General features: G+C 63.2%; 29 protein-coding genes and 1 tRNA gene. 12 read left to right on the top strand and 18 right to left on the bottom strand.

Going from position 1 to position 23,834, the window contains the following annotated elements; translation table 11 throughout:
- Positions 1 to 12: 12 nt before the first annotated feature.
- The 5 genes from H1343_RS10275 to H1343_RS10295 form a co-directional block, all read right to left on the bottom strand.
- Positions 13 to 1,224, bottom strand: a complete 1,212-nt coding sequence (locus tag H1343_RS10275; RefSeq protein WP_185982828.1) for a phage portal protein — start codon at positions 1,222 to 1,224, stop codon at positions 13 to 15.
- Positions 1,224 to 2,954 carry a terminase large subunit gene (locus H1343_RS10280; protein ID WP_185982829.1) on the bottom strand — a complete coding sequence of 577 codons (1,731 nt, stop codon included), beginning with the start codon at positions 2,952 to 2,954 and terminating at the stop codon, positions 1,224 to 1,226. The genes H1343_RS10275 and H1343_RS10280 overlap by 1 nt, the downstream gene beginning before the upstream one ends.
- Positions 2,955 to 2,957: 3 nt before the next feature.
- Positions 2,958 to 3,437 carry a phage terminase small subunit P27 family gene (locus H1343_RS10285; RefSeq protein WP_185982830.1) on the bottom strand — a complete coding sequence of 160 codons (480 nt, stop codon included), beginning with the start codon at positions 3,435 to 3,437 and terminating at the stop codon, positions 2,958 to 2,960.
- Positions 3,438 to 3,529: 92 nt separating this feature from the next.
- Positions 3,530 to 4,057 carry a hypothetical protein gene (locus tag H1343_RS10290; RefSeq protein ID WP_185982831.1) on the bottom strand — a complete coding sequence of 176 codons (528 nt, stop codon included), beginning with the start codon at positions 4,055 to 4,057 and terminating at the stop codon, positions 3,530 to 3,532.
- Between the two features lie 178 nt (positions 4,058 to 4,235).
- Positions 4,236 to 4,556: an HNH endonuclease gene (locus H1343_RS10295; protein ID WP_185982832.1), complete on the bottom strand. Its 321-nt coding sequence runs from the start codon at positions 4,554 to 4,556 to the stop codon at positions 4,236 to 4,238.
- A gap of 65 nt (positions 4,557 to 4,621) precedes the next feature.
- Here H1343_RS10295 and H1343_RS10300 point away from each other — a divergent pair, with 65 nt between their 5' ends.
- Both H1343_RS10300 and H1343_RS10305 read left to right on the top strand, forming a co-directional pair.
- Positions 4,622 to 5,797: a DUF6161 domain-containing protein gene (locus H1343_RS10300; RefSeq protein ID WP_185982833.1), complete on the top strand. Its 1,176-nt coding sequence runs from the start codon at positions 4,622 to 4,624 to the stop codon at positions 5,795 to 5,797.
- A 414-nt stretch (positions 5,798 to 6,211) separates the two neighbouring features.
- Positions 6,212 to 6,475 (top strand): helix-turn-helix domain-containing protein, encoded by a 264-nt coding sequence (locus H1343_RS10305; RefSeq protein ID WP_185982834.1) that lies wholly within the window; start codon positions 6,212 to 6,214, stop codon positions 6,473 to 6,475.
- Positions 6,476 to 6,559: 84 nt separating this feature from the next.
- Here H1343_RS10305 and H1343_RS10310 read toward each other — a convergent pair whose 3' ends face one another.
- Positions 6,560 to 6,760, bottom strand: a complete 201-nt coding sequence (locus H1343_RS10310; protein ID WP_185982835.1) for a hypothetical protein — start codon at positions 6,758 to 6,760, stop codon at positions 6,560 to 6,562.
- Positions 6,761 to 6,938: 178 nt separating this feature from the next.
- Between H1343_RS10310 and H1343_RS10315 the strand changes: the two genes are divergently transcribed.
- On the top strand, positions 6,939 to 7,631 hold the full coding sequence (locus tag H1343_RS10315; RefSeq protein WP_246332931.1) for an EAL domain-containing protein: 693 nt from the start codon (positions 6,939 to 6,941) through the stop codon (positions 7,629 to 7,631).
- 72 nt (positions 7,632 to 7,703) lie between these two features.
- On the opposite strand, the gene H1343_RS10320 is transcribed toward H1343_RS10315, so the two are convergent.
- The 6 genes from H1343_RS10320 to H1343_RS17200 form a co-directional block, all read right to left on the bottom strand.
- Positions 7,704 to 8,270 (bottom strand): hypothetical protein, encoded by a 567-nt coding sequence (locus tag H1343_RS10320; RefSeq protein ID WP_185982837.1) that lies wholly within the window; start codon positions 8,268 to 8,270, stop codon positions 7,704 to 7,706.
- A complete protein-coding gene (locus tag H1343_RS10325) occupies positions 8,267 to 8,656 on the bottom strand; it encodes a hypothetical protein (RefSeq protein ID WP_185982838.1) in 390 nt (129 codons plus the stop codon). The genes H1343_RS10320 and H1343_RS10325 overlap by 4 nt, the downstream gene beginning before the upstream one ends.
- The gene (locus H1343_RS10330) at positions 8,653 to 9,084 is read right to left on the bottom strand and encodes a hypothetical protein (protein WP_185982839.1); all 432 of its coding nucleotides are present in this window, start codon (positions 9,082 to 9,084) and stop codon (positions 8,653 to 8,655) included. The genes H1343_RS10325 and H1343_RS10330 overlap by 4 nt, the downstream gene beginning before the upstream one ends.
- Before the next feature lie 5 nt (positions 9,085 to 9,089).
- A complete protein-coding gene (locus H1343_RS10335) occupies positions 9,090 to 9,578 on the bottom strand; it encodes a ribonuclease H family protein (RefSeq protein WP_246332933.1) in 489 nt (162 codons plus the stop codon).
- A 631-nt stretch (positions 9,579 to 10,209) separates the two neighbouring features.
- Positions 10,210 to 10,668, bottom strand: a complete 459-nt coding sequence (locus tag H1343_RS10340) for a hypothetical protein (protein ID WP_185982840.1) — start codon at positions 10,666 to 10,668, stop codon at positions 10,210 to 10,212.
- Entirely contained in the window at positions 10,665 to 10,922 is a 258-nt protein-coding gene (locus H1343_RS17200) for a helix-turn-helix transcriptional regulator (RefSeq protein ID WP_185982841.1), read from the bottom strand. Before H1343_RS17200 ends, H1343_RS10340 begins: the two co-directional genes overlap by 4 nt.
- A gap of 82 nt (positions 10,923 to 11,004) precedes the next feature.
- Here H1343_RS17200 and H1343_RS10350 point away from each other — a divergent pair, with 82 nt between their 5' ends.
- From H1343_RS10350 to H1343_RS10390, 9 genes are all read left to right on the top strand, one after another.
- A complete protein-coding gene (locus H1343_RS10350; RefSeq protein WP_185982842.1) occupies positions 11,005 to 11,730 on the top strand; it encodes a helix-turn-helix domain-containing protein in 726 nt (241 codons plus the stop codon).
- A gap of 59 nt (positions 11,731 to 11,789) precedes the next feature.
- Complete coding sequence (locus tag H1343_RS10355) at positions 11,790 to 12,623, top strand: ORF6N domain-containing protein (protein WP_185982843.1); 834 nt, start codon at positions 11,790 to 11,792, stop codon at positions 12,621 to 12,623.
- Positions 12,624 to 12,683: 60 nt separating this feature from the next.
- Positions 12,684 to 13,256, top strand: coding sequence for a hypothetical protein (locus tag H1343_RS10360; RefSeq protein ID WP_185982844.1), 573 nt, complete (start codon positions 12,684 to 12,686; stop codon positions 13,254 to 13,256).
- A gap of 74 nt (positions 13,257 to 13,330) precedes the next feature.
- Positions 13,331 to 13,684, top strand: a complete 354-nt coding sequence (locus H1343_RS10365; protein WP_185982845.1) for a hypothetical protein — start codon at positions 13,331 to 13,333, stop codon at positions 13,682 to 13,684.
- Positions 13,681 to 13,932, top strand: a complete 252-nt coding sequence (locus tag H1343_RS10370) for a hypothetical protein (RefSeq protein WP_185982846.1) — start codon at positions 13,681 to 13,683, stop codon at positions 13,930 to 13,932. Before H1343_RS10365 ends, H1343_RS10370 begins: the two co-directional genes overlap by 4 nt.
- The gene (locus tag H1343_RS10375; RefSeq protein ID WP_185982847.1) at positions 13,929 to 14,123 is read left to right on the top strand and encodes a hypothetical protein; all 195 of its coding nucleotides are present in this window, start codon (positions 13,929 to 13,931) and stop codon (positions 14,121 to 14,123) included. The genes H1343_RS10370 and H1343_RS10375 overlap by 4 nt, the downstream gene beginning before the upstream one ends.
- Positions 14,120 to 15,172, top strand: a complete 1,053-nt coding sequence (locus H1343_RS10380) for a ParB N-terminal domain-containing protein (RefSeq protein WP_185982848.1) — start codon at positions 14,120 to 14,122, stop codon at positions 15,170 to 15,172. The genes H1343_RS10375 and H1343_RS10380 overlap by 4 nt, the downstream gene beginning before the upstream one ends.
- Positions 15,173 to 15,346: 174 nt before the next feature.
- The gene (locus tag H1343_RS10385; protein WP_185982849.1) at positions 15,347 to 16,402 is read left to right on the top strand and encodes a tyrosine-type recombinase/integrase; all 1,056 of its coding nucleotides are present in this window, start codon (positions 15,347 to 15,349) and stop codon (positions 16,400 to 16,402) included.
- A tRNA-Val gene (locus tag H1343_RS10390) sits at positions 16,363 to 16,463 on the top strand. The genes H1343_RS10385 and H1343_RS10390 overlap by 40 nt, the downstream gene beginning before the upstream one ends.
- A gap of 116 nt (positions 16,464 to 16,579) precedes the next feature.
- On the opposite strand, the gene H1343_RS10395 is transcribed toward H1343_RS10390, so the two are convergent.
- The 6 genes from H1343_RS10395 to H1343_RS10420 all read right to left on the bottom strand — a co-directional run bounded on the left by H1343_RS10395 (position 16,580) and on the right by H1343_RS10420 (position 23,829).
- Positions 16,580 to 18,037 carry a DUF2793 domain-containing protein gene (locus H1343_RS10395; protein ID WP_185982850.1) on the bottom strand — a complete coding sequence of 486 codons (1,458 nt, stop codon included), beginning with the start codon at positions 18,035 to 18,037 and terminating at the stop codon, positions 16,580 to 16,582.
- 96 nt (positions 18,038 to 18,133) lie between these two features.
- The gene (locus tag H1343_RS10400) at positions 18,134 to 20,383 is read right to left on the bottom strand and encodes a DUF6311 domain-containing protein (RefSeq protein WP_185982851.1); all 2,250 of its coding nucleotides are present in this window, start codon (positions 20,381 to 20,383) and stop codon (positions 18,134 to 18,136) included.
- Between the two features lie 77 nt (positions 20,384 to 20,460).
- Positions 20,461 to 21,198, bottom strand: coding sequence for a class I SAM-dependent methyltransferase (locus H1343_RS10405; protein WP_185982852.1), 738 nt, complete (start codon positions 21,196 to 21,198; stop codon positions 20,461 to 20,463).
- Positions 21,191 to 22,129 (bottom strand): lysylphosphatidylglycerol synthase domain-containing protein, encoded by a 939-nt coding sequence (locus tag H1343_RS10410; RefSeq protein WP_185982853.1) that lies wholly within the window; start codon positions 22,127 to 22,129, stop codon positions 21,191 to 21,193. Before H1343_RS10410 ends, H1343_RS10405 begins: the two co-directional genes overlap by 8 nt.
- Positions 22,119 to 22,748, bottom strand: coding sequence for a class I SAM-dependent methyltransferase (locus tag H1343_RS10415; RefSeq protein ID WP_185982854.1), 630 nt, complete (start codon positions 22,746 to 22,748; stop codon positions 22,119 to 22,121). The genes H1343_RS10410 and H1343_RS10415 overlap by 11 nt, the downstream gene beginning before the upstream one ends.
- Positions 22,749 to 22,830: 82 nt before the next feature.
- Positions 22,831 to 23,829, bottom strand: a complete 999-nt coding sequence (locus tag H1343_RS10420) for a glycosyltransferase family 2 protein (protein WP_210270024.1) — start codon at positions 23,827 to 23,829, stop codon at positions 22,831 to 22,833.
- Positions 23,830 to 23,834 lie beyond the last annotated feature (5 nt).

The raw sequence follows: 23,834 nt of genomic DNA on the forward strand, positions 1-23,834 counted from the left end.
GTGGGCGAAGGCTCATGTCTGATTCTCCTGTGCCGCCGCGTCCGCCTGGTCGATCGGCACGTTCTGCATCTGCGTGCGGATGACGTCGCCGCCCTCGACGGGCGGGTCGCCCTCGTAGCGGCGGATCTCGTTGATCGTCTTGAAGCCGGCACGGCCAGCGATCTCGTGGGCCTCGTAGCGAGCCTTCGTGTCGGTCCGCAGAAGGTCTTCGTAGTTGAACTTCACCGAGAAGCGCCGCCGCTCCTCTGGTGTCATGATGCGCTTCTCGATGGCGGATTCGATCCGCTTTAGGCGGCTGCGCAGGCCGAGGTTCAGCCAGCTCTGCATGATCGCGGAGACGCCAGTCCCCCACATCGTCTGCCCCTCGGCAGCGTGCCCGACGAGAACGGGCGGGATGCCGATCCAGCGGCAAACGTCCTCGACGTTGAACCGTCGGTTCAGGATCATCTCCGCGTCCTTCATCGACAGGCTGATGCCCTTGAAGTCCATGCCGCCTTCCAGGATCATCGCCCACGGTGCGTTCGGACCGCTGTTCGCCTCGACGAAGCGTTTACGCGCTTCTTCGCGCTGTTCGGGGTTCAGCTTCTCACCAGGCGGCATAACGAAGAAGCCCTTCGTCCGGAGCCCCTTCGAATAGGCCTGACCGGCCATCTTCTCGGTCGCGATGGTGATGCTGAGCGTCTGACGCGCGTACTCGACCGGAGAGAAGCCTAGGTCGCCCTCGCCAAACGCCTTCACGTGGAAGACCTTCTCGGCTGGCAGCACGATCTCCTTGCCGCGGTCCTGGAAGCGATACTCGAGCTTGTCGTTGGCGTTGCGGCGCACGGCGGTGTCGGCCGGCATCGGGTTAAGCGCAACCCGCCGCGTCCCGATGAAGGACTTCTCGGCGTATCCGTTGCCCGTCGTACCGAGGCCGAGAACGATACCCTCCCAGAACTCGATGCTCGTCTGATCGGCGTTTGGGCTCTCATCGAGTAGAGCTTGCAGGGGATGGTCCTTCGCAGGCACCTTCACCCCGTCTGATCGCTTCTCCATGACGTCGAGCGACAAACCGGCAACCGTCTCTGCCGTGAGGCGCGTGCCAGCCCAGAACGCGGACAGATTCAGCGCGCTTTTCGCGGTCACGCTCTCGCCGGCCCACGTATCCCCGCCGCCGAAGAACTCGTAAAGCCCGCCGTCGCGCGCCGTGAGGCGCTTGCCGAAAAGCCGGCTCCAAATGCTCATCAGGCACTCACAACGTTCGAGAAGATGTCAGACCAGTCCATGCCCGCCTCCTCGGCGCCGGTGACGAACCGAGCCAGCGCCCCGATATGGGCGACGACGCCGTCGATCTTGTTTTCGGGTCGGTCCTTGCGGGGATAGACGTTGTCCTTGGCGTCTTCCTTCGCGACTGTGTTCGACAGCATCCAGAGGAAGACAGGGTCGCCGTCATGAGCGATCTTCCGGGACCGGATGAGGCCTTCCATCGTCTTCATCGGCTCCGAGAAGTTCTGGACGGTCGCGCGCATCTCCACGCAGGTGAGACCCTGCTCTTGCAGGCGCGTGATGAGATATGCGGCCTGCCACGGGTCGTAGACGACCTCGTCGACCCGGATCGGTAGCGAGAGGATGTCCCCCTCGATCGCCGCAAAGTCGATCATGTCGCCATCGGTCTCGACGATCAGGCCTTTCTCGTGCCAACCGCGATAGTGCTCGTTCTCCGGCAGAGCGATGGTCGCCTCCGGCAGGTAGTATCGGCCGAACCGAACAAACTCCCTGCCCTCGTCGATCAGGCGCTCGGCCACCGGGCAATCCCGGCACTCAGCAAGCTTGATCAGGATCTCCATCGCGGCAACGTCGACCTTCGACGCTAGGTCGAGGCTGACGCGCGCCGGCTGGCCGGCGAAATCCTCCAGCTTCAGCAACGGGTCCGCCGCCTCGCTCCAGCGCTGGACGTTGAAGTAGGCGTTCCGCGCCTGCACCCACATGTTCAAGTGCTTCGTCTTGAACACGCCGACACGGCGGGCGTTCTGGATAGCGTCCTTCTGGCGGGCCTTCAGGAACTCCCCGCTGACCGAAACGTCGAAGTTCGGGTTCGCCTTGCGCAGCGCCGCCTCGCTCGTCCAGTCATCATCGGCGTCGACGGTGTAGATCAGCGCAAACAGCTCGTCGTTCTGCCAGACGCCTTCCAGAACCTTCTGCGCGTCCTGCAAGAGCGAGAAGCACGGTCCGGCCAGGTTGTCGCCGGCCGTCGTGATGATCAGCAGCAGGGGCTGCTCGCGCGCCCCCATGCCGGTTTCCATCGTGTCGACCTGCGTGTCCGTCTGATGCTCGTGGTACTCGTCGATGATCGCGCAGCTCGGCGAAGCGCCGTCGCCGGGGTTTCCGATCACCGGTTCGAACCGCGAGCCATTGCCGATGATGTGCAGGTTCGACGCGTTCACCTGCACGCCGAAGGCGGACAAGAGCGACGGCGTCTTCATCGCCATCAGCCGCGCCGGCCGGAACACCTCCCATGCTTGCTTTTCAGTCGTCGCGCCCGAATACACCTCGGCGCCGTGCTCGCCGTCGAGCGTCAGCATCCCGAGGCCGACGCCGGCCGCCCAGGTCGACTTCGCGTTCTTGCGCGGCTCGAGGATCAGCGCCTTGCGGAATCGACGCAGCTCATCCGCCTTGCGGAGCCAGCCGAACAGGCAAGCCGTCTTGAAGCACTGCCACGGCTCGAGCTTCAGCTTCTGCGCCTGCTGCGCCCACTTCCCCTTCGTGTGCGGCAGAAGCTCGATGAACCGGCACCACTTTTCAGCGGCGCCCGGATCGAACCTGTACGGATATGCCTTCGCCTTGGCCGCCTTCAGGTCGTCAAGGTGACGCTGGCAGGCAAGCCGCACCCATTTGCAGGCGAGGATCTTGCCGGCCACGACATCACGAGCGTAGCGGTGCGCCGCATCGACATGCGGGTGAGATGATTTGGCCATCCATCACCCCAGAGCTTTGAACGGGTTCTCCTCCGGCTTCTTCGTGACGGAGACCTTCGAGCGGGCCGCGGGCGACAGGCCGAACTCGGCGAGAAGGGACTGCGCATGACGCATCGCCTCACTGCGCTGCGCGACCGCTGGATGCCCCTTGATCTGTTGGCTGACGATCCGGTCCTCGTCGTCGCGCTCGATCTGGCTGGTGAAGAACCGCCCGCCGTCCTCGATGACAGCGGTGCAGATCTCGACCTCCTCCAGACGAGAAGCGGCCATCGCCAGCATCGCCGCATCGGCCGATGACGCGATCCCCATCTCGTCGATCACCGCAACGAGCTGCAGGAACAGTTCAGCGCCTCGATCCGACAGCCACTCCGGCGCGCTCGGCAGGTCTGCGGCCGCCTTCGGAGCGTCCGGGTTCATCCGACAGGGCTGCGCCGTTCCGGCGACGATCTTCAGGTGATCTGGCTTGCGCTTTCGACCGGCCACTTTTCACCTCGATTTTGCACGCGCATGAATTTCACTACCCAGCCGGTCTAGGCCCCTTAGCATCCGGACTTTCGGATGCCCCCCCTTCCGGTCTAGGCGAAGGCGAGGGCCAGCACGAAGGCGACGCCGCCGGCGAGGATGGTGCCGACACCTACGCGCAAGGCAGACCAGAGCCGCGCGCCGTTGATCTTCATCCGATCGTGGTTGTCAGCAATCGCCTCGGCGTGGTTCGCGCACTGATCAGCCAAAGCATGCTCAAGGGAGACACCTTGCGCCACGTCCGACGCCCAGTCCGAAGGAGAGCTTCCAGCGAAATCGAAGGCGCTCGGTGCGGCGGTCCGCAGAGCGAGAAGAACCGAAGTCATCAACCCGGCCGCGACCCAAAGGCATATGACGCCGAGAAGTCTGTGCTGCTCCTGACCGACGATGAACGAGGCCGAAGCACCTATCAGCACAACGATGGCTGCGGACATGAAGCCGACTAGCGTCATCGCTCTCTGATCGGCAGCCAGGGCTACAGTCTGTTGACTCGCCAAGTGCAGTTCGGCTTCCCTTAGCATCTCTCTAAGCGTGTCCGCGTCTGCCTTCCGCAGGCGCTCGGAAAGAGGCAGATCGGTCATGCTCGTTCCTTCCGTCGAAGCTCAACCACAGAAGCGTCCAACTGGCACTAAGGGCCCATCCGGCGAAACGCACGGAAACAAGAGTGTCGGTGACTCCAAGCCTACGCCTAAGCCGGCTCCGAAGCCCAGTCCCAAGCCGAAAGGTGGCAAGAAGGGCTAGGTCCTTCGGCGGTTCTCTTCACCTGCCCTTCTCCTCGCGCTGCTTCTCGCGGTCGTGGTGCGGCTTGCACAGGGCCTGCCAGTTCGAGCGTGACCAGAACAGCGCCGGATCGCCTCGATGCGGAACGATGTGATCGACCACGGCGGCCGGCTCGACCGTTCCCGCATCCTGGCAGCGGCAGCAGAGCGGATGCTCGGCGAGGAACTGAGCCCGCGCCTTCTGCCACTTCGAGCCGTAGCCTCGCGAGGCTGACGAGCCGCGCCGGTCGTCGTGCTGGCGATCCCGCTCCCTCTTCGTCCGGGCACCAACGGGGCGATGCATAGGCGAGCGAACGGGCATCTCTATTCAATCGCCTTGCCGCTGATCCGATCAACTGCTGTGCTGGTTCGACTGGAGGAATCGCAATGGCGAAAGCTTTTTATGCCGGACCATCTAAGGATTTTGGAGGTCAGATTATTGTCAGGCAACGATCTGACATTGCCGCGGCTGTCGCCGCCATCGGAAAAGCGTACAGTTGGCTACCGGGAGCTACGGGGCATCCGAACATCAAAGACCAAGCTCGGCAGCTACTTGATAATCGCCTTAACGCACTTCGTAAGATCTCAAACTTAACATCTAATGACGATCAGGTTCGGAAGCTTCTAGACGACGCTCTCAACGCACCAACTTCCATCCCAGTCGATGGGAGCCGCGACTTAAAGCTTATAGATCGTCTTAGAGAAGTCCACGGCGACAACGTGGCCGCATCAGCCCTCTTGCACGTCATGGGTGGGAGCACCGCATTGGGCGGCTATCAGGTTCAGATGGGTGCTACTGCAGTCACGCTTGTACGCCTCGGGCTGGGAAACGATTTCGCTGAGTCGACGCGCAAAAGTGTCAAACGCGTCTACGATCAGTTCCGCCGACAGGCCGCTCAGGCAGACGCCGCTAGAGATGAATACACCGCCAAGATGGGACGGCATGTGTCCCGGCAGTTGCGCATCCACAAGGCGGTGATCAAACGCTTCAAAGCTAGCGAGTATGTCCGCCGAGAAAATTTCGATGAGGCCCAGGAAGGGGCTCGCAACGAGATCGGCGCGCTAATTTCACTGTATCAGGAACACCTCAAACTAAAGGCACCGGTAGATTATTGGACACAGAAAGCCTCTCAGCATCGAAGCCAATCAATCGCGTACCGCAATCTAGCGTCGAAGGCCGGCTTGAGTTGCGGAGTGCTTCTCCTCGTCTTCCTAGCGGTTCTCGCTAAAGCTTCCCTGAACTACGCTGCGGCTGACGCAAACCCATCAACGCTGCTCATATTCGCGACCATGGGTGTCGTCGCGACGACTGGCGTTTTGTGGGCGATGCGGATTATCGTTCGGCTGTTTCTGAGCGAACACCATCTCGCTATCGACGCGGAAGAACGCGCGACGATGGCTCTAACGTACTTAGCCCTTACAGCCGAGGATAAGGTCGATACTGAGGATCGACAGCTGGTTCTCGCATCGCTCTTTAGACCGACAGCAGATGGCATCGTTAAGGACGACGCTGCTCCGGTTTTTGGTCCCAGCGGCATTCTTTCTTCCATGGCGACAAGATGAGCTGGGGCACCACCCACAGGTAGCGATGCGGACAGAGGCAGGTTGGAGCGCTACCTCGCCTGCCCGCGCTCCACCACCGCGCCCCACTTCGTTTCCGATGGGCTCGATGAAGCGCTACCCCATACGAAAACCCCGCCGGGCCGGAGCGCGACGGGGTTCGAATAAATGCGCATTTTCTGCGTATTAAACTTGCTTAATACGCAATTTCTGCGTATAAGAAAGGTGTCAGGCAGTTCCGCCTGACTGCAAAGGAGAAGGCCATGTCCTACGAGACAGCCAGCCTGATCCTTCAAGCCTTAAGCGTGATCATCGCCCTAGCAAGCCTGATCATCGCCTTGAGGTAAGAAGCGGCCGGGGGGCCGGTGAGGTCCCCCGGTTGCAGCCTCAAGATAGACCTCAAAAGGTTGCTGATCAATGACCCTCGAAGAGTTCATCGCCCTACGCAAGCACCTCGGTCTTACGCAGGCAGAGATGGCGCATCGCATGGGCCTGAGCACCCGCTCTCTCAACGCCATCGAAAGCGGCAGCACTCCTTTGCGAACGCTTCACATCCGTACCGCCGAGCGCATCGCAATGATCCGCGCCGTCGTAGAGAACGACCCGATGCTCGTGCCCGACGAGGTCCGTGCCCAATGCACCCGAATTCACCAGCTTGCGACGGGGCAGCGTATCGACTGAAACGAAAAAGGCCCGCTCACCGGCGGGCCATGCGAGCGAAAGGCGGGAGCCCGTTCAGACACCCGCCCTCTCACTGCCTAGCGGTTAGATGATGTTCCGCTCGTCCCTCTTGCCCGAACCGATCTCGTTCAGGCCGCCGGCTGACGTCTCATCGACGTCGCCGTCGTCTTCGTCCTCATCTTCGAGGCCTGCATCGTCCTCGGGAACGATGACATCCGGGTCCAGCGGTTCGCCGTCCGGCAGCTTCTCGTTCGGGTTCTGGGTGACTGGGTTGGTCTCTGACATTCCTGCCTCCTCTGGCTGCGAAAGGAAGTCAGCGGAGGACTGAGATGTTCCGAAGCGGCAAAGGTCCACGCAAGCGAACCGCTGTACAAAGGTTCGTCGTAGTCCGAAGGCAGCGCACTCAATGGCCGAAACTTGTAGTGGCTGCCGGGATGGACCCCCCTTCCCCATTGAAATCACGATGGCATTCCAGCCGATCGTCGACCTGACCACGCAAAATGTCTTCGCCTACGAAGCACTGGTACGAGGTGTCGATGGCCAGGGCGCCGGTGAAGTCCTCTCGTCGGTCACAGCTGGAAATCGCTACCGCTTTGACCAACTTTGCCGTGTGAAAGCCATCGAACTGGCAGGCAGACACATGCCCGGTTCGACGGCGCGGCTTTCAATCAACTTCCTTCCGAACGCGGTCTATGAGCCGCGTGCCTGCATCCGAGCATCATTGAATGCCGCGCATGACGTGGGCTTTGATCCGACACGACTGATGTTCGAGTTCACGGAGAATGAGCAGGTGATGGACACCGCCCATCTCGAGAACATCGTACGCAGCTACAACCGAATGGGCTTTACCACCGCCTTGGACGATTTCGGCGCTGGCTTCGCAGGGCTTTCGCTGCTGTCAAAATTCCAGACCGACGTCATCAAGATCGACATGGAGATCACCCGCGACATCGATACGTCGCGGGCAAAACAGGCGATCGTCAAAGGCATTCTCGATATCGCCGGCGCCCTCAGCATCAAGGTCATCGCAGAAGGCATCGAGACGTCAGATGAAGTCAGAACGCTTCAGGCAGCCGGCGTGAACCTCTTCCAAGGCTACTACTTCGCCAAACCTGAAAGGGAGACCTTTCGCACCGCTTTCCCGATGATGCGTTAAAGCTCAACAAAAAGGCGGGAGCCCGAATTGGACTTCCGCCTGGGACTTCGTACCGGGCAGTCGGCGGGCTTCTCAGCTCGCCTGTCGCCACCCGCGCAACGAACCTGATCTTATCAAGTTCGAGGTCGTTTCTGCCGGTTCGTGAGACACCTGTCCATCCAGGTCGGCGGGCAACGGAATGCCCTTGTGGTCGAGCGCGTCCGCGATGCCCTGACAAGCGCGGGCGATCCAGCGGTATGTTGTTCGTCTAACCCAGCCCTTTTTCGCTGGGTTGCGCCGATTGCGAGCCGAAACAGCGCGATCCCAATCCCATCCGCGTGCCCTCACGACCGCATGCCGCATCAGCACTTCGCGCAAGTCCGGCGTCGGCACGAATGCTGGCACCCACGCGAGCGCCTGGTCGGCCCGGCTGATGTCCGCGGCGGTCGCCCTCGCCCGGCGCAAGACCGCCCTCGCCTTCGCATCGTTGTCGTTCGCCTTCGCTCGGCCGCCGGCGGTGAACTCGTCCTTCACTTCGCGAAGGATCGGCGGCATCGTCGAACCGTAGGCTTGCGGTCCCGTGCGTATCGGCAATGCGTCGTAGACCTCGCACGCCCGGATCAGCTCCTCGAGCACAAGCTCCCTCGTCCAGCCGGTCATTCGCCGATCATCCTGTCTGCAATGAGGGTGGTGAGCGCGTGCGGCCCCGTACCAAGCCGGTGAGCACGAGCGCGCAACGCGAGCATCGGGAGCGCCTCGAACCATTCCATCGCCTCTCTGCGGCTTGGGAAGCGGCCAGGATGGCCCTTCAGCGCGTTCGAGACAGACGTGATGACGTCGGCGCCGAGGGCGGACGGGTCGGACGCGACCACGCAGCGCAGGACGAGCGAGGTGTGATCCTCGCCGTCAAGGATCAGCATGTTGCGGATCGTGCCGAGAGCGTAGGTCTCCATCGCCGGACGCCGGCGGCGGGAGCGGTGGATCGGCCGAACCCGGATGCCGAGCCCTTCCGCGAAGCGATGCACGTTGATGCCGTTCTGCCTCAAGCAGCAGCCCTCCCCGTCACGAGGTGCTGCCAAGCAGGGTGATCTTCGACCGACGCCGTCGATCCGTGGTCAGCGAGGAAGGCCGGGAGCGCATAGTCGATCCGACCACCTTCGCGCATCGTCTCGGCGTAGTGCGCACTCGTCGGCTCGTTCTCGACGCGTGGCACCTTGTGATCGATCTGAAACCGGACGACCTCGCGGAGACGCTCGGGCCAGAGCTCGACGACGTCTTCACCAGCTGTCATTGCGGTCAGGCTGACCGCCCAGCTTGGCTTGGCGATGAAGAGCTCGCGAAACAGCGCATCCGCACTGGGCAAGGCTTGTTTGCGCCGGCCGCGCTTGCTGTCCTGAGGGCCGAGCGCGATCGACCAGCCGAACAGCCGAGCCAAGATGAGTTCGTGGAATGCGCCGGCCTCCGCCGTCGACATCGGCCTCATGCTGCGACCTCCAAGATCGAAAGGCGACCGCGATCGGCGAGTTCATCTGCGCGCTCATTGCCGAGCGTCCCGACGTGCCCACGCGTCCAGCGGACATCGACGATGCGGCTGTCGAGCAGGCCGTCCAAGATCTGCCACAGCTCGGCATTCGCCAGCGCGCTTTTCGGGCCGCGTGTCCAGTTCTTCTTCCGCCAACCATGCCGCCACTCGATGCAGCCGCGGACGACGTACTGGCTGTCGGACCAGACGATGGCCGGCCGCGCGGGATCAAGCCACCGCAGCGCTTGGATCAGCGCCTGCAACTCCATCCGGTTGTTCGTGCTCGCCGCATCGCCGCCGGACGCCTCGTGGATCTCCTCCTCGCCGCGGTAGGCGACAAAGCCCCAGCCGCCCGGCCCCGGGTTTGGATCGCACGAGCCATCGGTGAAGACTTCGATCGCGTCCGCCGGCATATCGATCGGCGCTGGCGTCGGGCCGAACTCCATCGTCGGGTTCGTCGCTGGGGCGAAGTCGAGCAGCTTTGCATCGAAGCCGGCCGGGAACGGGCATGACGCGGGAACACCGAACTTCAGCAGCCTCTTCCGCCAGCCCTCCTTCGGCGGGCATCGGACGCCCCAGGCGCGGAGCTGCTTGTAGGTGAAGCCTCCCTTAGGCGTCTTGCCGGCCTCGATCTCGGCTGCCGTGATCGGACGGTGTTTCATTGTTCAAGCCTCTGTTGCCAGAGCCATTCGGCTGTGTTCTCGGATCGGTTGAGTGGGCTGCCGTCGTGTCGATCAATCCACCTCCACGCGGCCGAGCTGGTTTCAAAACCCCATGCGAGCGCACCGTCGCCATCGACGACCTTGTACGTTCCATCCTCAGTCTGGACGACAGTCATGACGCCTCCTCATCTCGGCGGCCGTAATCGATCGAGTTTTCATGCGGCAGCCCTTTCATTCAGAAGGTCCATCGGCTTGGGAGAGGGTGATCGCTTTCGCGCGTTGTCGCTCTCCCGTCTCTGTCTGCGTCTTCGGTCTCGGTCTTTCTCTCTTTCTCGGGTCTCCTTCTCTGTCTCCGTCTCCTTCTCTTTAGTTCGGTACTGTTGCTGATAGACGGTGATACTGTCTGGATACCGTTTCATCGCAGCCCATCCGTCAGGCGAGACCGTCTGCTCGCGTCGTTAGGCGCTGGTTTTGCAGCGTGGAAACCGTTTGCGTCGGCGAACTCCTGCTCGACGATCTCACGGATACTGTCGCTTTCGATCTCCGAAATTTGCTTGACCGTTCCCTGCGCGTGTTTCGGGTTCATCGGCGGGCTATGCTTGAACCAGCGTCGAACGAAGATCAGAGAGAGTTCGAGATCGATAGCGATGAGGTCCGCTTCGACGAGCTCATCGCGCGCCCCAGCGTATTTCTCGGATAGCCATTGTAGATCGGCGCAGGCGTAGCCGTCTGGAAGGCGGAAGCATCCAGTTGAATTCTGGTGCTCGCAGGTCAGGAGGTAGGCGTAGAGTACTTTCCCTGCATCCGTCAGGCCGATAAACCGTCGCGATCGCCAGAGGTTAGGCGAAACCTTTGTGAACTCGCGGCGGCTCATGCGAGCGCCTCACGAGCCAATCCTTCAGAAAGCGCAGCCAGTTGCCGAGTTGGTAGAACGAAGAACCATGCGTCGTCCCAAGGCAGCCCGAGCCTGATGGCAGCGTTCCTGATACGGATCATTTCCGCTTGTGCGGGAGCCAGATCACCTGCCTCCCACCTGGACACAGTTCCCTGTGACACGCCCGCGATCCGGCCGAAGGCCTTCTGGGTTTCTTTGAACACGTCGGTTCTGATGAAAGTGATGGGTCGCATATTCGATTTTATTATTCGATTTCGAATTTACGATCAAGAAGGATATGCGAGGCAGAATGGCGAAAGCCGAAGAGGGGGTGCCATGGACTTCGCTGCCGAGATCAAGCGCATCAGGAAAGCCCTTGGGATGAACCAAGCGGACTTCGCAGCGGCCATAGGCGCGCGACAGGGGAGCGTGTCGAAGTGGGAGGGCGGTAAAGAAAAGCCGCGGTCAGAGGCATTGCTCAGAATACAGAGCCTTTACGAGAGCGATCAGAGCCACCGCAGCGGTGCACCATTCGCTTACGATACGGTGCCAACGATAGTGGACATCCCCCTCGTAGGCCCGCTTGGAACCCCCACAGAGGTAAACTTGCGGAAGGAACTACCTTCAACAACGCCAATCCTCCGGCTTCCCCAACATCCGGATATCAAAGGTACGATCTGGGCCTGGAGCATTCCGCCGCTCGCAAGTCGTGTCGAAGGTTTCAAGCCAGGACAGATCGTTTTCAGCCACAACCACCAGCTGGATCGCATCGAGGATGGTGAGAGGGTGATCGTATGTGAGACAGGAAGCAGCGAACTGTTAGAGTACATTCCGCGCTACTACGGGCGATCGGACAAGGGTTTGGAGTGGTTCACCAGTTCTCCGACGGCTGAGAACCACGTACGCTTGGATCAAGCCATTCCCGAAGGTCAGCGTGAGCGTCATGGTATCGCGGTCGTCGGAGTCGTCTTCGCCTCGTTTAAGTACGAGTCTCTGCGCCAGCGGTTCTGGGATGGCGTATGGAATGACGCCCTCGACGAATATTCGTCACCGAATTTTTAGCTTGTGTTAAATTCGAATTCGAATATATGGTTGCTTCATCCCAACGGATGGAGCGCCAGATGGCATCCGCAGTCCTACCCACAGTCCGCATAGCTGAAGCAGACGTTCAGATCGTCGAGTACCGTGGCGAACGCGTCGTTACCTTCGAGCAGGTCGATACGGTGCACGGTCGCCCCGAGGGGACGGCCAAGCGGAACTTCCACGACAATCGCACGCGCTTCGTTCAGGGGGAGGACTTCCTCGAGCTATCTCGGAACGAAATTCGTACCGAGATACCCGATGGGGTTTTCGCGTCGAAGGCTCCGCGCGGCTTCCTGATCACGCACCGCGGCTACCTCAAGCTAGTGAAATGCCTGAACGACGACGTCGCATGGACCGTCTTCGGCCAGATGGTTGATCGATACTTCGAGGAGCCCGCGCCGGTCGCCGTGGCGAACGCGATGGCCGACCCCCGTGAGGTTCGCCTTGCGATGAACCAGTCTCTGCGCCTGGCGAAGATGGCCGGCCTTGAGGGGGTCTACGCCCTACACGCCGCATCAGCGCAGACCTATCGACTGACGGGACACGATACGCTCAAGACGATGGGCATTGCGCGCCTTGCCGCACCGAACGACGAGAAGCCGCTGATCCCCACGCAGATTGGCGTGCGTCTGGGAGGGCTATCGGCGCAGGTCGTCAACAAGCTCCTCGAGGCGCATGGATTTCAAGACAGGGACGAGCGCGGAGATTGGCAGGCGACCGAAAAGGGTAAGGCTGCCGGCGCCCGTGTTGTCTTAACCACTCGTCAGCACGTCGAAGGCCCCGCCTACCAGCTTCTGTGGCCTACCGCGATCGTCGCGGTGCTGCGCCCACTTTTGCCGCCCGACGGGAAAGTGTTGGCCTTCCCTTCCTGAAGCCCGCCCCAGCCCCGGCATGACGCCCGCGGCCTAACCCCAACAACCGAAGAGAACGACATGACGACGAACCCTACGGTTCCGGCGACCGCCGGAGGTATGCCCGACCACGCGATCCTCACGCCCTTCGATCAGGATGAACAGGCGCGACGCCACCTGACCGCGTATCTAGAAACGCTCGATCTGTCTTCGCTCCGGAAGGGCCTCGCGTTCAGCGCGTGTCGCATGGGAACGCTGATGCTGAAGGCCGAGGCGATGAACGCGCTGATGGACCGCGACAAAGAGGCTGATCAGTCGATGGCAGTAGCGGTGGCCCTGTCGCTCGCGACTGATCTCGTCGCGATGAACGGGGCGGGCCCGGCCGCCTATGTCACCCTTCCCGCCATTACCGGCGGACGTGAGCGTGAGATCGCCTACGCCTACATGCAGTGGCTTCACATGGAGAAGCGGCTTCTGTCGGCGCAGCTCTGGCCGGGGATCCGCGATGCTGATGACGCGATCCCGCACAACACGGAGGCGCAGTCGTTTCACTTTCCGGACGACCGCCCTTGGAACGAAGCGCCGATGCCGTCGACAAGGGCGGAGATCGTCTTGCGCTTCGTCGGCGTCGATCTCGACAGGAGGGCTGCGTGATGGCTGCTCCTTCTGTCGCTCCACTCCGGGCGCTTGACGTCTACGGCGCCGCTCCGGCTGGCTGTTTTGTCCACATGGCACGCAACGACAAGGACGCACCCCACATCCGGGCCGGCGAATGGGTCGTGGTCGATCCGAACGACCGGGAAGCGGTTAAAGGCGAGCTGTTCCTTGTTCAGTGGAGCGGCGGTCGCCGGAGCGTCATGCAAACGACCTCCCGCATCGTTGAGCGCTGCTGGAACAGCCGCGGCGAAGAGTTTCGGAACAAGGAGTTCTGGACCCTTCGCTCGATCGGTCATGCTCTGTCGCTGTCCGATGGCCCGCTCCATCCAGACCATCTGCGCGACATCATCGTCGGTCGCGTCATCGGGCTCTTCGAGCCGACCTTCGATGAGGCTTCGCTCAAGGTGATCGGGAGGCCGGCATGAACGTCGTCGCCTTCCCTCCCCGCGCGCGGCCGCACGTCGTCATCGAGAGCGGCCGCTGCACGAAAAGCAGTGACGGCACCCTGATCGGGCGCTGGGTCTACATGGTCGATTTCATCGACGAGGACGGCTCGGTCCTGCACGACTACGTCGGCACGGACTATACCAAGGCCGGCCGCGCCGCGATCGAGTGGGCGCGCGACTACGGCTGCAAGATCTTCGATCGATCGGAGGAGGAGTCGGGTCGATGATCACCGCCCTCGACAAAGCCGAATGCGCCGATCGCGAGGTGAAGCAGCGGCGTCGCGTTTATCCCCGGTTCGTGTCTGACGGCCGGATGACGCAAGCGTTCGCCGATCGGCAGATCGCGGTAATGGAAGCGATCGCCGCAGACTACCGCATCGTGGCGGACGCGGAAGCTGCAGCAGGGAGGCTACTATGACCGCCCTTCGCCCCATCCAGCCAATCGACATTCGCGGCCTGTCGCCTCGGGCACCCTCGTCAGGCGCGCCGATCTTCGAGTACGTCGACCCGCGCACGTTGTGGGTCGATCCCGCCTATCAGCGCAGCCTTTCGGAACGTTCTCTGCGGATGCTCCGTAAGATCATCGAGGGCTTCGACTGGACGAAGCTGAAGCCGCCCGTCTGCGCCCTCGCCGACGACGGCGCCGGCACCATGACGTTGCGCGTGATCGACGGCCAGCACACCGCGATTGCCGCCGCCAGCAACCCGCACGTCCAGACGATCCCCATCATGATCGTCGAGGCGCCGGACACCCGCGCCCAGGCCGAGGCCTTCATCGGACAGAACGCCGACCGTCTCGGCATGACGGCAACGCAGATGCACGTCGCCGCCGTGGCCGCCGGCGATGAGGAAGCGCTGGTCGTCGCGCGCGTTGCCGAGGCGGCAGCCGTCACGATCCTGCGCAATCCGCCCGGCCGGGACTACAAGCCTGGTGAGACGGTCGCGGTGGCCGCCATCGCAGCGCTGATCAAGAAGGAAGGCGAGGCGCACGCGCAGCACGTCCTCTCGATCCTGTCGGCCGCTGGCGTGGCGCCCATCAAGGCCGACCACATCAAGGCGGTGGACCGACTGCTGACCGAAGCCGAGTTCGGCGCTCTCGACGCGGACGCCCTCGCCTCTTCGATTGTCGCCCACACCAGGTTCGAGAAGGACGCGAAGACGTTCGCCGCCACTCACGGCCTGCCGCTCTGGAAGGCGCTCGCGGCGGTGTGGTTTCAGAAGGCGAAGAAACGGAAGGGCGGCGCCGAGGCGAAAGGTATGGCCATGACGACCACACCTTCGGCTATGGCGAAGGGTGTTGCCATGATGGCAATCCCTGACGACCTCGCGCGAGACCCGCGCCCCGCGCGCGCCGCCTGGCAGCCCGGCAACCAGATCGGCCGGTGCCCGAAGTGCGACAAGCGCTACCGCGGTGGCCCGCAGGCCAGAGAGTGCGCGGACTGCGCCTATGGAGGGTCGGATGGCTGACCCGCTGGACCGCGTCATCTCGCCGGCCGCCGCTGTGGAAAAGCTGTTGAAGGCCGGTGTGAAGATTTCCGAGCGCGCATTGCGCAAGAAGGCCCGCGAACTCGGAGCCTATCGTGAGATCGGCAGGGAGATGTTCCTTCTGCCCGAGGATCTCGAACGGATCATGGAGCCCCGATGCTCGAACTCAAGAAGCGCCCGAAAAGCCCCTACTGGTACGCGCGCGGCACCGTCCAAGGGCGCAGGGTCGAGATCAGCACCAAGTGCACCCGTCTCTCAGACGCCAAGGCCAAGCTCCCTGACCTCCTCGCCGAGCTATGCGCCGATACGCCTGGTGAACAAGCCAATTTCACCTTCGCGACCGCGCTGAAGCTGTACGAAGATCAGAATCCAAATGCTCGCTTTCTGGAGCCTCTGCGCCGGCATTTCGCCGATACCCTTGTGGCCGACATCAACAACGCGACGATGCGGCGAGCGGCGAACGCGCTGTACCCCGGCCGCGCGGCCGCAACGATCCGCCGACAGCTCTACACACCGGTGAAAGCCATCCTGAACTGCGCGGCTGAGGACGACAGATGCAGCGTGCCCAAGCTGAAAGCGCCAGCAGGCGGCGGACGCCGAACTGATTTTTTCCTGCCTGACCAGGCCGACAAGGTGATCCTCGGGCTCAGCAGAAACGCCAACGGCTTTCTGGCCCCTATGGTGACGCTTCTGTTCGGTCAGGGCTGTCGCATGGGAGAGGCCGTCGTGCTGGACGGCACCGACGTGTCTCTTGAGCATCGGTTCGCGATCTTTAGAGACACCAAGAACGGCGAGGAGCGGCGCGTCACGCTGATCCCGCGTGTGGTGGCAGCACTGTCGACCCTGCCGACGATCGGCGTTCCTGGGCCCGTTTTCCGCCGACTGGACGGCCTCCCGTTCCATTCCGGGAAGAACAGCGGCGGGCAGATCAAAAGCGCCTTCAGGACAGCCGTAAAGGACGCCGGGCTAGACGATTCGCGCTTCACCCCGCACGTATGCCGTCATAGCTGGGCGACGTGGTTCTACGCCCAGACGAAGGATGTCCGCCGCCTTCAGGACGAGGGTGGATGGAAGTCGGGAGAATGGCAACGCTACACGAAGCTCGGCACCGCCGATCTGGGCCGCAGCGCACAGACGAAGGGTTGGGATTTCCGAGAAGTGGGGGAAAATCGGGGGAAAAAGAAGCGGAAAGCCCACGCCGCAGCGGCTTAGGCGTGGTTTTTCTCCCTTCACACGGGAGGGGTCACAGGTTCAATCCCTGTCGCGCCCACCATCATATCCAGCATTGGGGCGGAAGCGGCACGACAGCGCACGTCCTCGCCTGCTTGCCGCCTCACGCCCGCCATCCCCTTCCGGTCCCAGCGGATGGGCGGTGACCGCGTTCGCCCCCTATCGCGACTGGCGGTCCTTCAGCTCGGCAAGGTCCCTGCGCGTCTCGCGCAAGGCTTCCCAAAGGAAGGCCGTCAGCTGGTCGGGCCGCAGCCACTGCCGGCTCTCGGCCTCTTCCGGCTCATCCAGCCCCCAGGCGCCGCAATCCAGCCCTTCCGCCTCGAAGGCGGCACGCACGTCCTGCGCCAGCCAGCCCGCGTGGCGGCGCACGCCGGCGCGGGGCCGTTCCTCGGTCAGCGTGCGCTCGACGAACATCTCGTTGCCCTGCGCATCCTCTCCGTCCGGAACCTTCTCGACGCCTGTTTCGACAACCTCCATCCCACCGATCTTCCATCGATAGAGAATCGGCGCCACCGCATCCACGATCCGGGCAGCGCTCGCGCCGATGGGCCCCTCGACATTCTTGTCGCGCGCATCCGATGTGTTGATCGCTCCCGTCGCCGCATAGATCGTCGACCAGCGGCGGGTCGCCGAGCCGACCGGATGGGCATTGTCCGTGGCCGGGCCGACGGCGCCGTCGGCGACCGTCAGCTTATGCACGGGTTCCGTCGTTCCGATGCCGACGCGGTTTGTCTGGGTGTTCACGGCAAGGCCCCACCAACTCGAGGAACCATTGGTCAGGGCAATGCCCACGCCCGGACGCGCACGCAACTGCCCGACATATTCGGGAGCGGCCGAATTCGCACCAGCGGAGAGGACGATCGCCGCCTCGCCCGGTTGGCGATGAATGTGCATGACGCCTGGCGCGATACCGGAGGCGCCGCAGCTGACGGCTCCGTCGAAGCGCACCGAAGCGGGGATGTCCACCGTACCGCTCTGATGGTTGACCCCGAAGGCCGTGCGCCACGTGGCCCCGTCCGCCGAAACCTTCACTGAAAGGTCGTCGCTTCCCGTAAGCCCGATCTCGGCGCGCCCGGACCAGCCGCTCTGAAACAGAAGGCTTGCCGTGTTGGCGGACGCTTCTTTGTTCATCACAAGGCGCAGATCGCCATCGCCGCCGTCGCTCGCGGCGCGCGCTGCCCAGAGCGCCTTGTTGAGGCGTGCGGAAAAGGGGTTCTGCGGGTCGGCGGCCGTCCCGATGCCGAGACGCTCCAGATGCTGAAGACCATCCACGGTCTCTGCGATCGGCGACCAGCCGCCATCGACGAAGCGGCAGAACAAATCCTCAGCCTCAACGAACGCAAGCCAGCCGATGCGCGGCCGAACGATGAGCCAGGCCCCGTCCCGCCACGTGGCGACCCCCCGCTCCTGCCCCGCCCAGACGCCGCTCGCACCGTCCGCGACGATGTGGCGCTCGCCCTCGGTCGGATGCTCCGGCGGTACGGTTCGATCGCGATCGATGACGGCAAGTTGCACCAGCGCGTCGAGCGTCGCCAGCGCCTCGTTGTGTGTCACGTGCTTCTGGGCCTGCGAGGGCAGGATGTAGGGAAGATCGAGATTGGGCGTGGACTGTTCCATGGCACTCACCTTCAAGGGACGATGCCCGAAGGTAACGGCGCCGCCGCAGGGCGGGGATAAGATCACCGGCCTTCGAGGCCGCGATCAGAAGAACTCTTACTGTGCCGTCGAGATTGCGAGGTCGTGGATTCCCATGCCGATCGCGCGAGTGTCACTGTTGACTCCGGCCGATTGAGGCGTGGCCTCGGGCCGCGTCCGGAAACGGATCTCCAGCCGGCCGTCTTCGCCGACGGTGCCGGCGGCCAGGGCGATGTCCAGTCTTTGGGTCGCGGCCTGGGGCCCGTAGACGAACTCGCCGCAGACCACGCCGTTGCATTCCACCAGGAGAGAGCGTTCGGGAATGTTCGGGCCGAGGAGCATCCGGGTCTCCATCTCAAGGGATAGTGCGCCGCCGGTCGCGCCTGTCAGATGGAAGCGCAACGCCGCCTCGCCGCCCGACCATGTTCCCCAGCTCTCCGGCCGGTTCCACCCGCCGTCGAAGTGGAAGCTTCCGCTGGCCTCGTTGGAGAACCGGATCGGGCCGCTGCCGACGGCATAGGTGTAGACGTCCAGCCGCTCGCCCGGTCGGATCTGCGGGACCTCCCCGCCGCAACAGCCGGCGAGAGGGAACGTCCACCAACGCTGGTCCTCGCTGACGAAGGGTTCCTCGGGCAGGGCCTGCGTCAGTCCGGCCGTGAGTTGGCTGAGGTCTTCCGGCGTGTAGCCGAAGCCATCGATCAAGATCGCGCCAAAACCGGCCGCATGTGTGCTGGCGATCATCTCTGTAGGCGGCTGCTGTTCGACGAACCGACCCCAGTTGTACCCCTCGCGCCCGCGGCTGGCGCCAGCCGAGAACCGCAGCGTGTCCGTCAGGAGGAAGGGCTTGAGGTAGTCGTAGTCCACTGTTCGCTGGATCGGCGGATGCTCGGGATACCAGGTCACGGGCATCTGGAATACCGCGGCGCCCCCCCCGAGCCTGCCTTCCATCTCCGCGAAATAACGCTTCATCGCATCATAGCTGGCGATGGGTGCGTCACGCTCCTGCCGCGCCATGCCCAGCGGGACGGCGTCGAAGAGGAAGGCTGCTCCCAGCAGGACGGCGATACCGCGTCTCAGCCAGTCACGCCTGAAACGCCGCAATACGAGCTGGAGAGCCCATGCCGATCCGATCAGGCAGAGGAAGGCGAAGAACGGCAATGTCCGGTTGAGCGCGCGGATGCTCTGGGCGAAATAATAGGAGAAGATCGTCCCAAGCCCGGTCGAGATCGTGAAGACAAGAAGAGCCACCGCCAGCAACGCGGCAATGGCGACGGTCCGCTCTGTCGACAGGGGGGCAACATCCTTCGAGACACCCGACGAGCGCCGCGACAACGCTAGGAACAATGTGGCCAGACCGATGAGACCGAGCACGCCGATATATTGATGGCGCACCTCGCTCTGCGGAACCTGCATCTCCTGATTGAAGATCCTGGCGCGCTCCCGAACCGGCGCGAGCCGATGTCGCTCGCTTGGAAGGACGATCTGCGTCAGGTTCGTTGAATAGTACTGGACGTTGGAAGGCGATCGCGTGCCACTGTCGACCGTTCCGTTCTGGGCCTGGTGGATCAGACGCGGAACCTGTTCGGCCACGAATGTTCCCGCCGTTGCCATGAGGAGAGCGCAGACTACGCCGATGTTCCGTAACTTCGCGTGCGACGAGAAGGCGATGGCGGCCGCCACGAGGCTGAGGATCGAGAAGAAGACCCCGTTATAGGGTGTCTGCAGGGTGATGAGGACGGCGACCAGAAGCGCGAACAGCAATCGCCTTCGCCCCTCTTTTGTCCCGAACCCCATCTGATCCCGGGCAGCCCAGAACAGGATGAGCACCGCGGGTGGGATCAGAAAGTATGTACCGTTCGTCAGGTGCGCCACCCCGCGAAAGAGGTGATAGGGCAGAAAGGCGAAGACCAGCGCGCAGATCACCGCGGGCGCAGTGTCGAACGTCAGCCGACGCAGCGTCCAGAACGCCGAGAAGGCGATCAGGTAGAAGCTTGCGAGGTAATAAAGGTTCATCGCGAGGCCGGCTTCGCCGGTCACAGCCGCGATCGGGCCCATGATCGCGTAGTTCAGGGAATCGAAGCGCGGAAAGTCCAGACGGTCATACGCGAACGGGTAGCCGAGGCGGTCGTTGAAGAAGAGCCAGCCCGTCTCGGCGACATTCTTGATCTGGACCAGCTTGTCGACTGCGTCTCCGGAGAACGTGTAAGCGACATCCAGCCGGCTCAACGGCATCGGCAGCACGAAGAGGAACAGGATGCTGACCAGGATGGCGATCAAGACGTATGATTGCGCTTCTGCGTTCTTCCGCGCGCCCGTGGCGTTCGCCATCCCATAATTCCCTGCCATGACATCGATACCATCGGGCGACCCGCATCCGGCCGCCGCCCCGCGCCTTATTTTCCGTGCTACGCCTTCTGGCAGACGCAATAGACCGACAGGCCGAACGGCAGCCCGACATTGCGGTCGATCATGGAGACTTCTGCGCTCAGGACCTTGCGGAAGAGCCTGTCCACGGGACCCGGCATCAGGCCGCTCTGCTTGCGCGCCTTCCCGCCCTCGCCGTTGCCCTTCTTCAGAAAGCGGCTCGAAAGCCGCATGAGCGCCGCGACCGGGAACAGCACGCTGTTGAAGTATCCCGCTTTCACGACCCTCATCTCGGGCACCATGATCCGCGCGTAGTTCTTCGCCGTGTAGCGCCGGAAGTGGTGCAGCGCCACGTCGTGCTCGGAGAACAGGAACTGGTAGGCCGGCACGGTGGAGACGAAGAGGCCGCCCTCCTTCAGATGCTCGGCGATCCACCGCGCCGCCGCGCGATCATCCGGCAGGTGCTCGAGTACGTCGGTCGCCACGATCAGGTCGTAGCGCTGGTCGAGTTCCAGCGGAACGGGCTGGTCTATGATCCTGCGGACGCGGGCGATCTTGCGCAGCGAGCGAAGGCCCATCTCGTCGATCTCCAGCGCGTCCACCGTCCCGAACTTCAGGAGCGTGGGAATGTTCTGGCCGACCCCTGCGCCCAGATCGAGGATTTCGGCCGCCCGGCCCGGCACCCTCTCGGACAGCAGCGCTTCGAGGAGCTTGATACGGCCGAACTTCAACCAGTTCCGGCTTTCAGCCTCGTACTGGCTGTAGGCTTCGTCATCCATGGTGGATCCCTCTTTGCGCGGCCCCATGCTTGCGCAGCATCGCGAACAGGAAGAACAGCGCGTCTCCGAAGACCGTGACGAGCCGCAAGAGAGCCGCGGTCAGGATCGCCCCGCTCGTCGGCATCGTCGCGGCCAGGCCGCCGACCACGACCAGTTCGCGAATCCCGATACCGGACGGCGCCCCCGGCGTGAGCGTCGAGACGATCCAAGCGACGGCGAAGAGCCCGACGAGCGCGGGCCAGCGCTCGGCCGGCACGGGCTGGTCGCTCACGACCTGTGCGACGCACACGAGGATCACCCCGCCGGCGAGGAAGAACAGCGCGTGATAGAGGCCGACCGGCCAGAGGTCCCGCGCCCTCAGAGAGCCGATCTGGACGGCCGCGCCGGGCCACAGCCGCTTCAGAACGGGCGGGCCAAGGACCGGCAGGCAGACGACGGCCGCGAAGACGACCGCCATCGCCGCAAGGACCCAGCGCAGATCGACCGCCTGGTTCCCCGCCGCCGCAGCGCCCAAGGCAATCGTGCCCGCAACGAAGACCAGCGAGGCGAGTTCGAAAACCGTCGAGAGCAGCAGGCTTGCATGCGACCAGCCGGCCTGTCGGCCGACCAGCTGGCGACCCGCGAACTGGGCGACATTGCCGGGAATGTATTTGGCGATCTGCGTGCGGGCGTAGATCGTGACGGCCTCGCTTCGCTCGACGCGCGGCTCGCCAGCCCAGGTCAGCAGGCGGCGCCACGCAAGGGCCAGCACCACGCCGAGCGCGGCGTATAGCCCGACGCAAGCGAGGAGGATCGCCAGTCCCGAGGCGTCAGGCCGGAACGCGAGCAGCGGCTCTCGTTCACGCCACAGCAACGCGGCGACGAAGAGAAGCGAGACGACCGCAAGAACGGAGCCGGCCGCCTTTGCCCATTTGCCGGCCTCAGCGCGCATTCGGCCGGCAGAGGACGACCGTCCAGGGTATGGGCGAGCGCACCGCGACGGGCGTGAAATGCCGGCCGATGAAGCGCAGGAAGCCGCGCTTGCTCCAATGCTGGAAGTGACCGGGGCTGTTTCCCCACTCCTTCATGTAGACGCCGCGCGAAAAGTTCAGGACGCGCCACAGCGGTTCGCGCGGAACGCTCAGGAGATAATACTCGGCGTTCAGGGCGGCGAGCGCGTCCAGGCCGCGCTGCGGGGCGTCGAGATGCTCAAGCACCTCGCAGCAGACGACCATCTGCGGCGGAACTTCGGGCGGGGTCATCGTCATGACGTTCTGCGTCGCGAAGGTCACCCGGTCGGACGAGACATTTGCCTGCGCTTCGGCCACGCACGTCGCAGAAATGTCAGTGGCATGGATGCGGGCACTGGTCGCCTGAAGCAGGAGTTCGACGATATGCCCCTCGCCGCAGCCGACCTCCAGCACCGTCTTCGGGTCGGCCTGACGGGCGAAGTCGGACACGGCGGCATCGAACTGGCCGACGAGCCAGCGCGCGAGCGGATTGCCGGAATCGTACTTGTCGCTCGCCGTTCCGATGACGAGACCGTCTTCGATCCTGACCTTGCTCGACATCCTGTTTCCTTCAAAGGCGGCTTGACGGTTCGACCGGCGCGCGCGCTGCCCACATGTTCGCAGGGGTTACGGACGTCCAGCGCTAGGATGCGAATGCCACGTCCAGCTTCTTCGGTCGTTGAGCCGCTTCTGCGGTCACGTTCCCGACGATCAGGTCGCCGACATTTCGTGCCTTGGACAGGCGGATCAGCAACTCGGCAATGACGCCGAGCGATATCATCTGCACCGAGAAGATCATCAGGAGGAAGCCGAGGAAGAAGAGCGGCCGATGACCGATCGGTTGTCCCGCCAGCCACAGGATGCTCAGATAGCCGAGGATCGCGGTGCCGATCAGGCCCAGGATGACGCCGAGCCCGCCGAACATGTGACCGGGGCGATGCAGATAACGCGTGGTCGCCACGATCGTGATGAGGTCGAGGAAACCGCGGGCATAGCGCTCCAGTCCGTATTTCGTCTTGCCGTGGCGACGCGGATGATGCTCGACCTCGATCTCTCCGACGCGAAAACCGGCATCGTTGGCAAAGACGGGGATATAGCGGTGCAGTTCGCCATACAGACGCAGCTGCTCGATCACCTCACGGCGATAGGCCTTGAAACCGCAATTGAAATCGTTCAGCGGAACACCGCTCATCCAGGCGGTCGTCCGATTGAAGAGCTTCGACGGGACGGTCTTGGACGGCGGATCGTTGCGCTTGCGCTTCCAGCCGGAAACGAGGTCGTAGCCTTCGTCCAGCTTTTCGAGGAAACGCTGGATCTCCTTCGGATCGTCCTGCAGGTCGGCGTCCATCGTGAAGATGACCTCACCCGTCGCCACCTTGAAGCCCGCCTCCAGTGCGACCGACTTGCCGAAATTGCGCCGCAGCTTCAGCGCCCGAACCCGACCGGGGTGAGTTTGCGCCAGCTCGCTCATCACCCCCCAGCTCCGGTCCGTGCTCCCGTCGTCCACGAAGATGATCTCCACCGACGAGACATGGTCTGCAGCCCCATCGAAGATGCGCTCGGCGAGCGTGCGCAGGGTTTCCTCTTCGTCCTTCACGGGCACGACGACGCTGATGGCACGTTTTGCAATCGGTTGGGTCAAAAAGA

Origin of the sequence: Aureimonas mangrovi (assembly GCF_014058705.1) — a bacterium.
Lineage (GTDB): Bacteria > Pseudomonadota > Alphaproteobacteria > Rhizobiales > Rhizobiaceae > Aureimonas > Aureimonas mangrovi.

Excerpts from the sequence above, each read along its gene's own strand:
- H1343_RS10350 (WP_185982842.1), top strand. The coding sequence starts at position 11,005 with ATGGACTTCGCTGCCGAGATCAAGCGCATCAGGAAAGCCCTTGGGATG.
- H1343_RS10320 (WP_185982837.1), bottom strand. The coding sequence starts at position 8,270 with ATGACCGGCTGGACGAGGGAGCTTGTGCTCGAGGAGCTGATCCGGGCG.
- H1343_RS10290 (WP_185982831.1), bottom strand. The coding sequence starts at position 4,057 with ATGACCGATCTGCCTCTTTCCGAGCGCCTGCGGAAGGCAGACGCGGAC.
- H1343_RS10395 (WP_185982850.1), bottom strand. The coding sequence starts at position 18,037 with ATGGAACAGTCCACGCCCAATCTCGATCTTCCCTACATCCTGCCCTCG.
- H1343_RS10385 (WP_185982849.1), top strand. The coding sequence starts at position 15,347 with ATGCTCGAACTCAAGAAGCGCCCGAAAAGCCCCTACTGGTACGCGCGC.
- H1343_RS10405 (WP_185982852.1), bottom strand. The coding sequence starts at position 21,198 with ATGGATGACGAAGCCTACAGCCAGTACGAGGCTGAAAGCCGGAACTGG.
- H1343_RS10305 (WP_185982834.1), top strand. The coding sequence starts at position 6,212 with ATGACCCTCGAAGAGTTCATCGCCCTACGCAAGCACCTCGGTCTTACG.
- H1343_RS10340 (WP_185982840.1), bottom strand. The coding sequence starts at position 10,668 with ATGAGCCGCCGCGAGTTCACAAAGGTTTCGCCTAACCTCTGGCGATCG.
- H1343_RS17200 (WP_185982841.1), bottom strand. The coding sequence starts at position 10,922 with ATGCGACCCATCACTTTCATCAGAACCGACGTGTTCAAAGAAACCCAG.
- H1343_RS10275 (WP_185982828.1), bottom strand. The coding sequence starts at position 1,224 with ATGAGCATTTGGAGCCGGCTTTTCGGCAAGCGCCTCACGGCGCGCGAC.
- H1343_RS10295 (WP_185982832.1), bottom strand. The coding sequence starts at position 4,556 with ATGCCCGTTCGCTCGCCTATGCATCGCCCCGTTGGTGCCCGGACGAAG.
- H1343_RS10355 (WP_185982843.1), top strand. The coding sequence starts at position 11,790 with ATGGCATCCGCAGTCCTACCCACAGTCCGCATAGCTGAAGCAGACGTT.
- H1343_RS10300 (WP_185982833.1), top strand. The coding sequence starts at position 4,622 with ATGGCGAAAGCTTTTTATGCCGGACCATCTAAGGATTTTGGAGGTCAG.
- H1343_RS10310 (WP_185982835.1), bottom strand. The coding sequence starts at position 6,760 with ATGTCAGAGACCAACCCAGTCACCCAGAACCCGAACGAGAAGCTGCCG.
- H1343_RS10370 (WP_185982846.1), top strand. The coding sequence starts at position 13,681 with ATGAACGTCGTCGCCTTCCCTCCCCGCGCGCGGCCGCACGTCGTCATC.
- H1343_RS10335 (WP_246332933.1), bottom strand. The coding sequence starts at position 9,578 with ATGGAGTTCGGCCCGACGCCAGCGCCGATCGATATGCCGGCGGACGCG.
- H1343_RS10400 (WP_185982851.1), bottom strand. The coding sequence starts at position 20,383 with ATGGCGAACGCCACGGGCGCGCGGAAGAACGCAGAAGCGCAATCATAC.
- H1343_RS10330 (WP_185982839.1), bottom strand. The coding sequence starts at position 9,084 with ATGTCGACGGCGGAGGCCGGCGCATTCCACGAACTCATCTTGGCTCGG.
- H1343_RS10360 (WP_185982844.1), top strand. The coding sequence starts at position 12,684 with ATGACGACGAACCCTACGGTTCCGGCGACCGCCGGAGGTATGCCCGAC.
- H1343_RS10375 (WP_185982847.1), top strand. The coding sequence starts at position 13,929 with ATGATCACCGCCCTCGACAAAGCCGAATGCGCCGATCGCGAGGTGAAG.
- H1343_RS10415 (WP_185982854.1), bottom strand. The coding sequence starts at position 22,748 with ATGTCGAGCAAGGTCAGGATCGAAGACGGTCTCGTCATCGGAACGGCG.
- H1343_RS10380 (WP_185982848.1), top strand. The coding sequence starts at position 14,120 with ATGACCGCCCTTCGCCCCATCCAGCCAATCGACATTCGCGGCCTGTCG.
- H1343_RS10280 (WP_185982829.1), bottom strand. The coding sequence starts at position 2,954 with ATGGCCAAATCATCTCACCCGCATGTCGATGCGGCGCACCGCTACGCT.
- H1343_RS10365 (WP_185982845.1), top strand. The coding sequence starts at position 13,331 with ATGGCACGCAACGACAAGGACGCACCCCACATCCGGGCCGGCGAATGG.
- H1343_RS10410 (WP_185982853.1), bottom strand. The coding sequence starts at position 22,129 with ATGCGCGCTGAGGCCGGCAAATGGGCAAAGGCGGCCGGCTCCGTTCTT.
- H1343_RS10315 (WP_246332931.1), top strand. The coding sequence starts at position 6,939 with ATGGCATTCCAGCCGATCGTCGACCTGACCACGCAAAATGTCTTCGCC.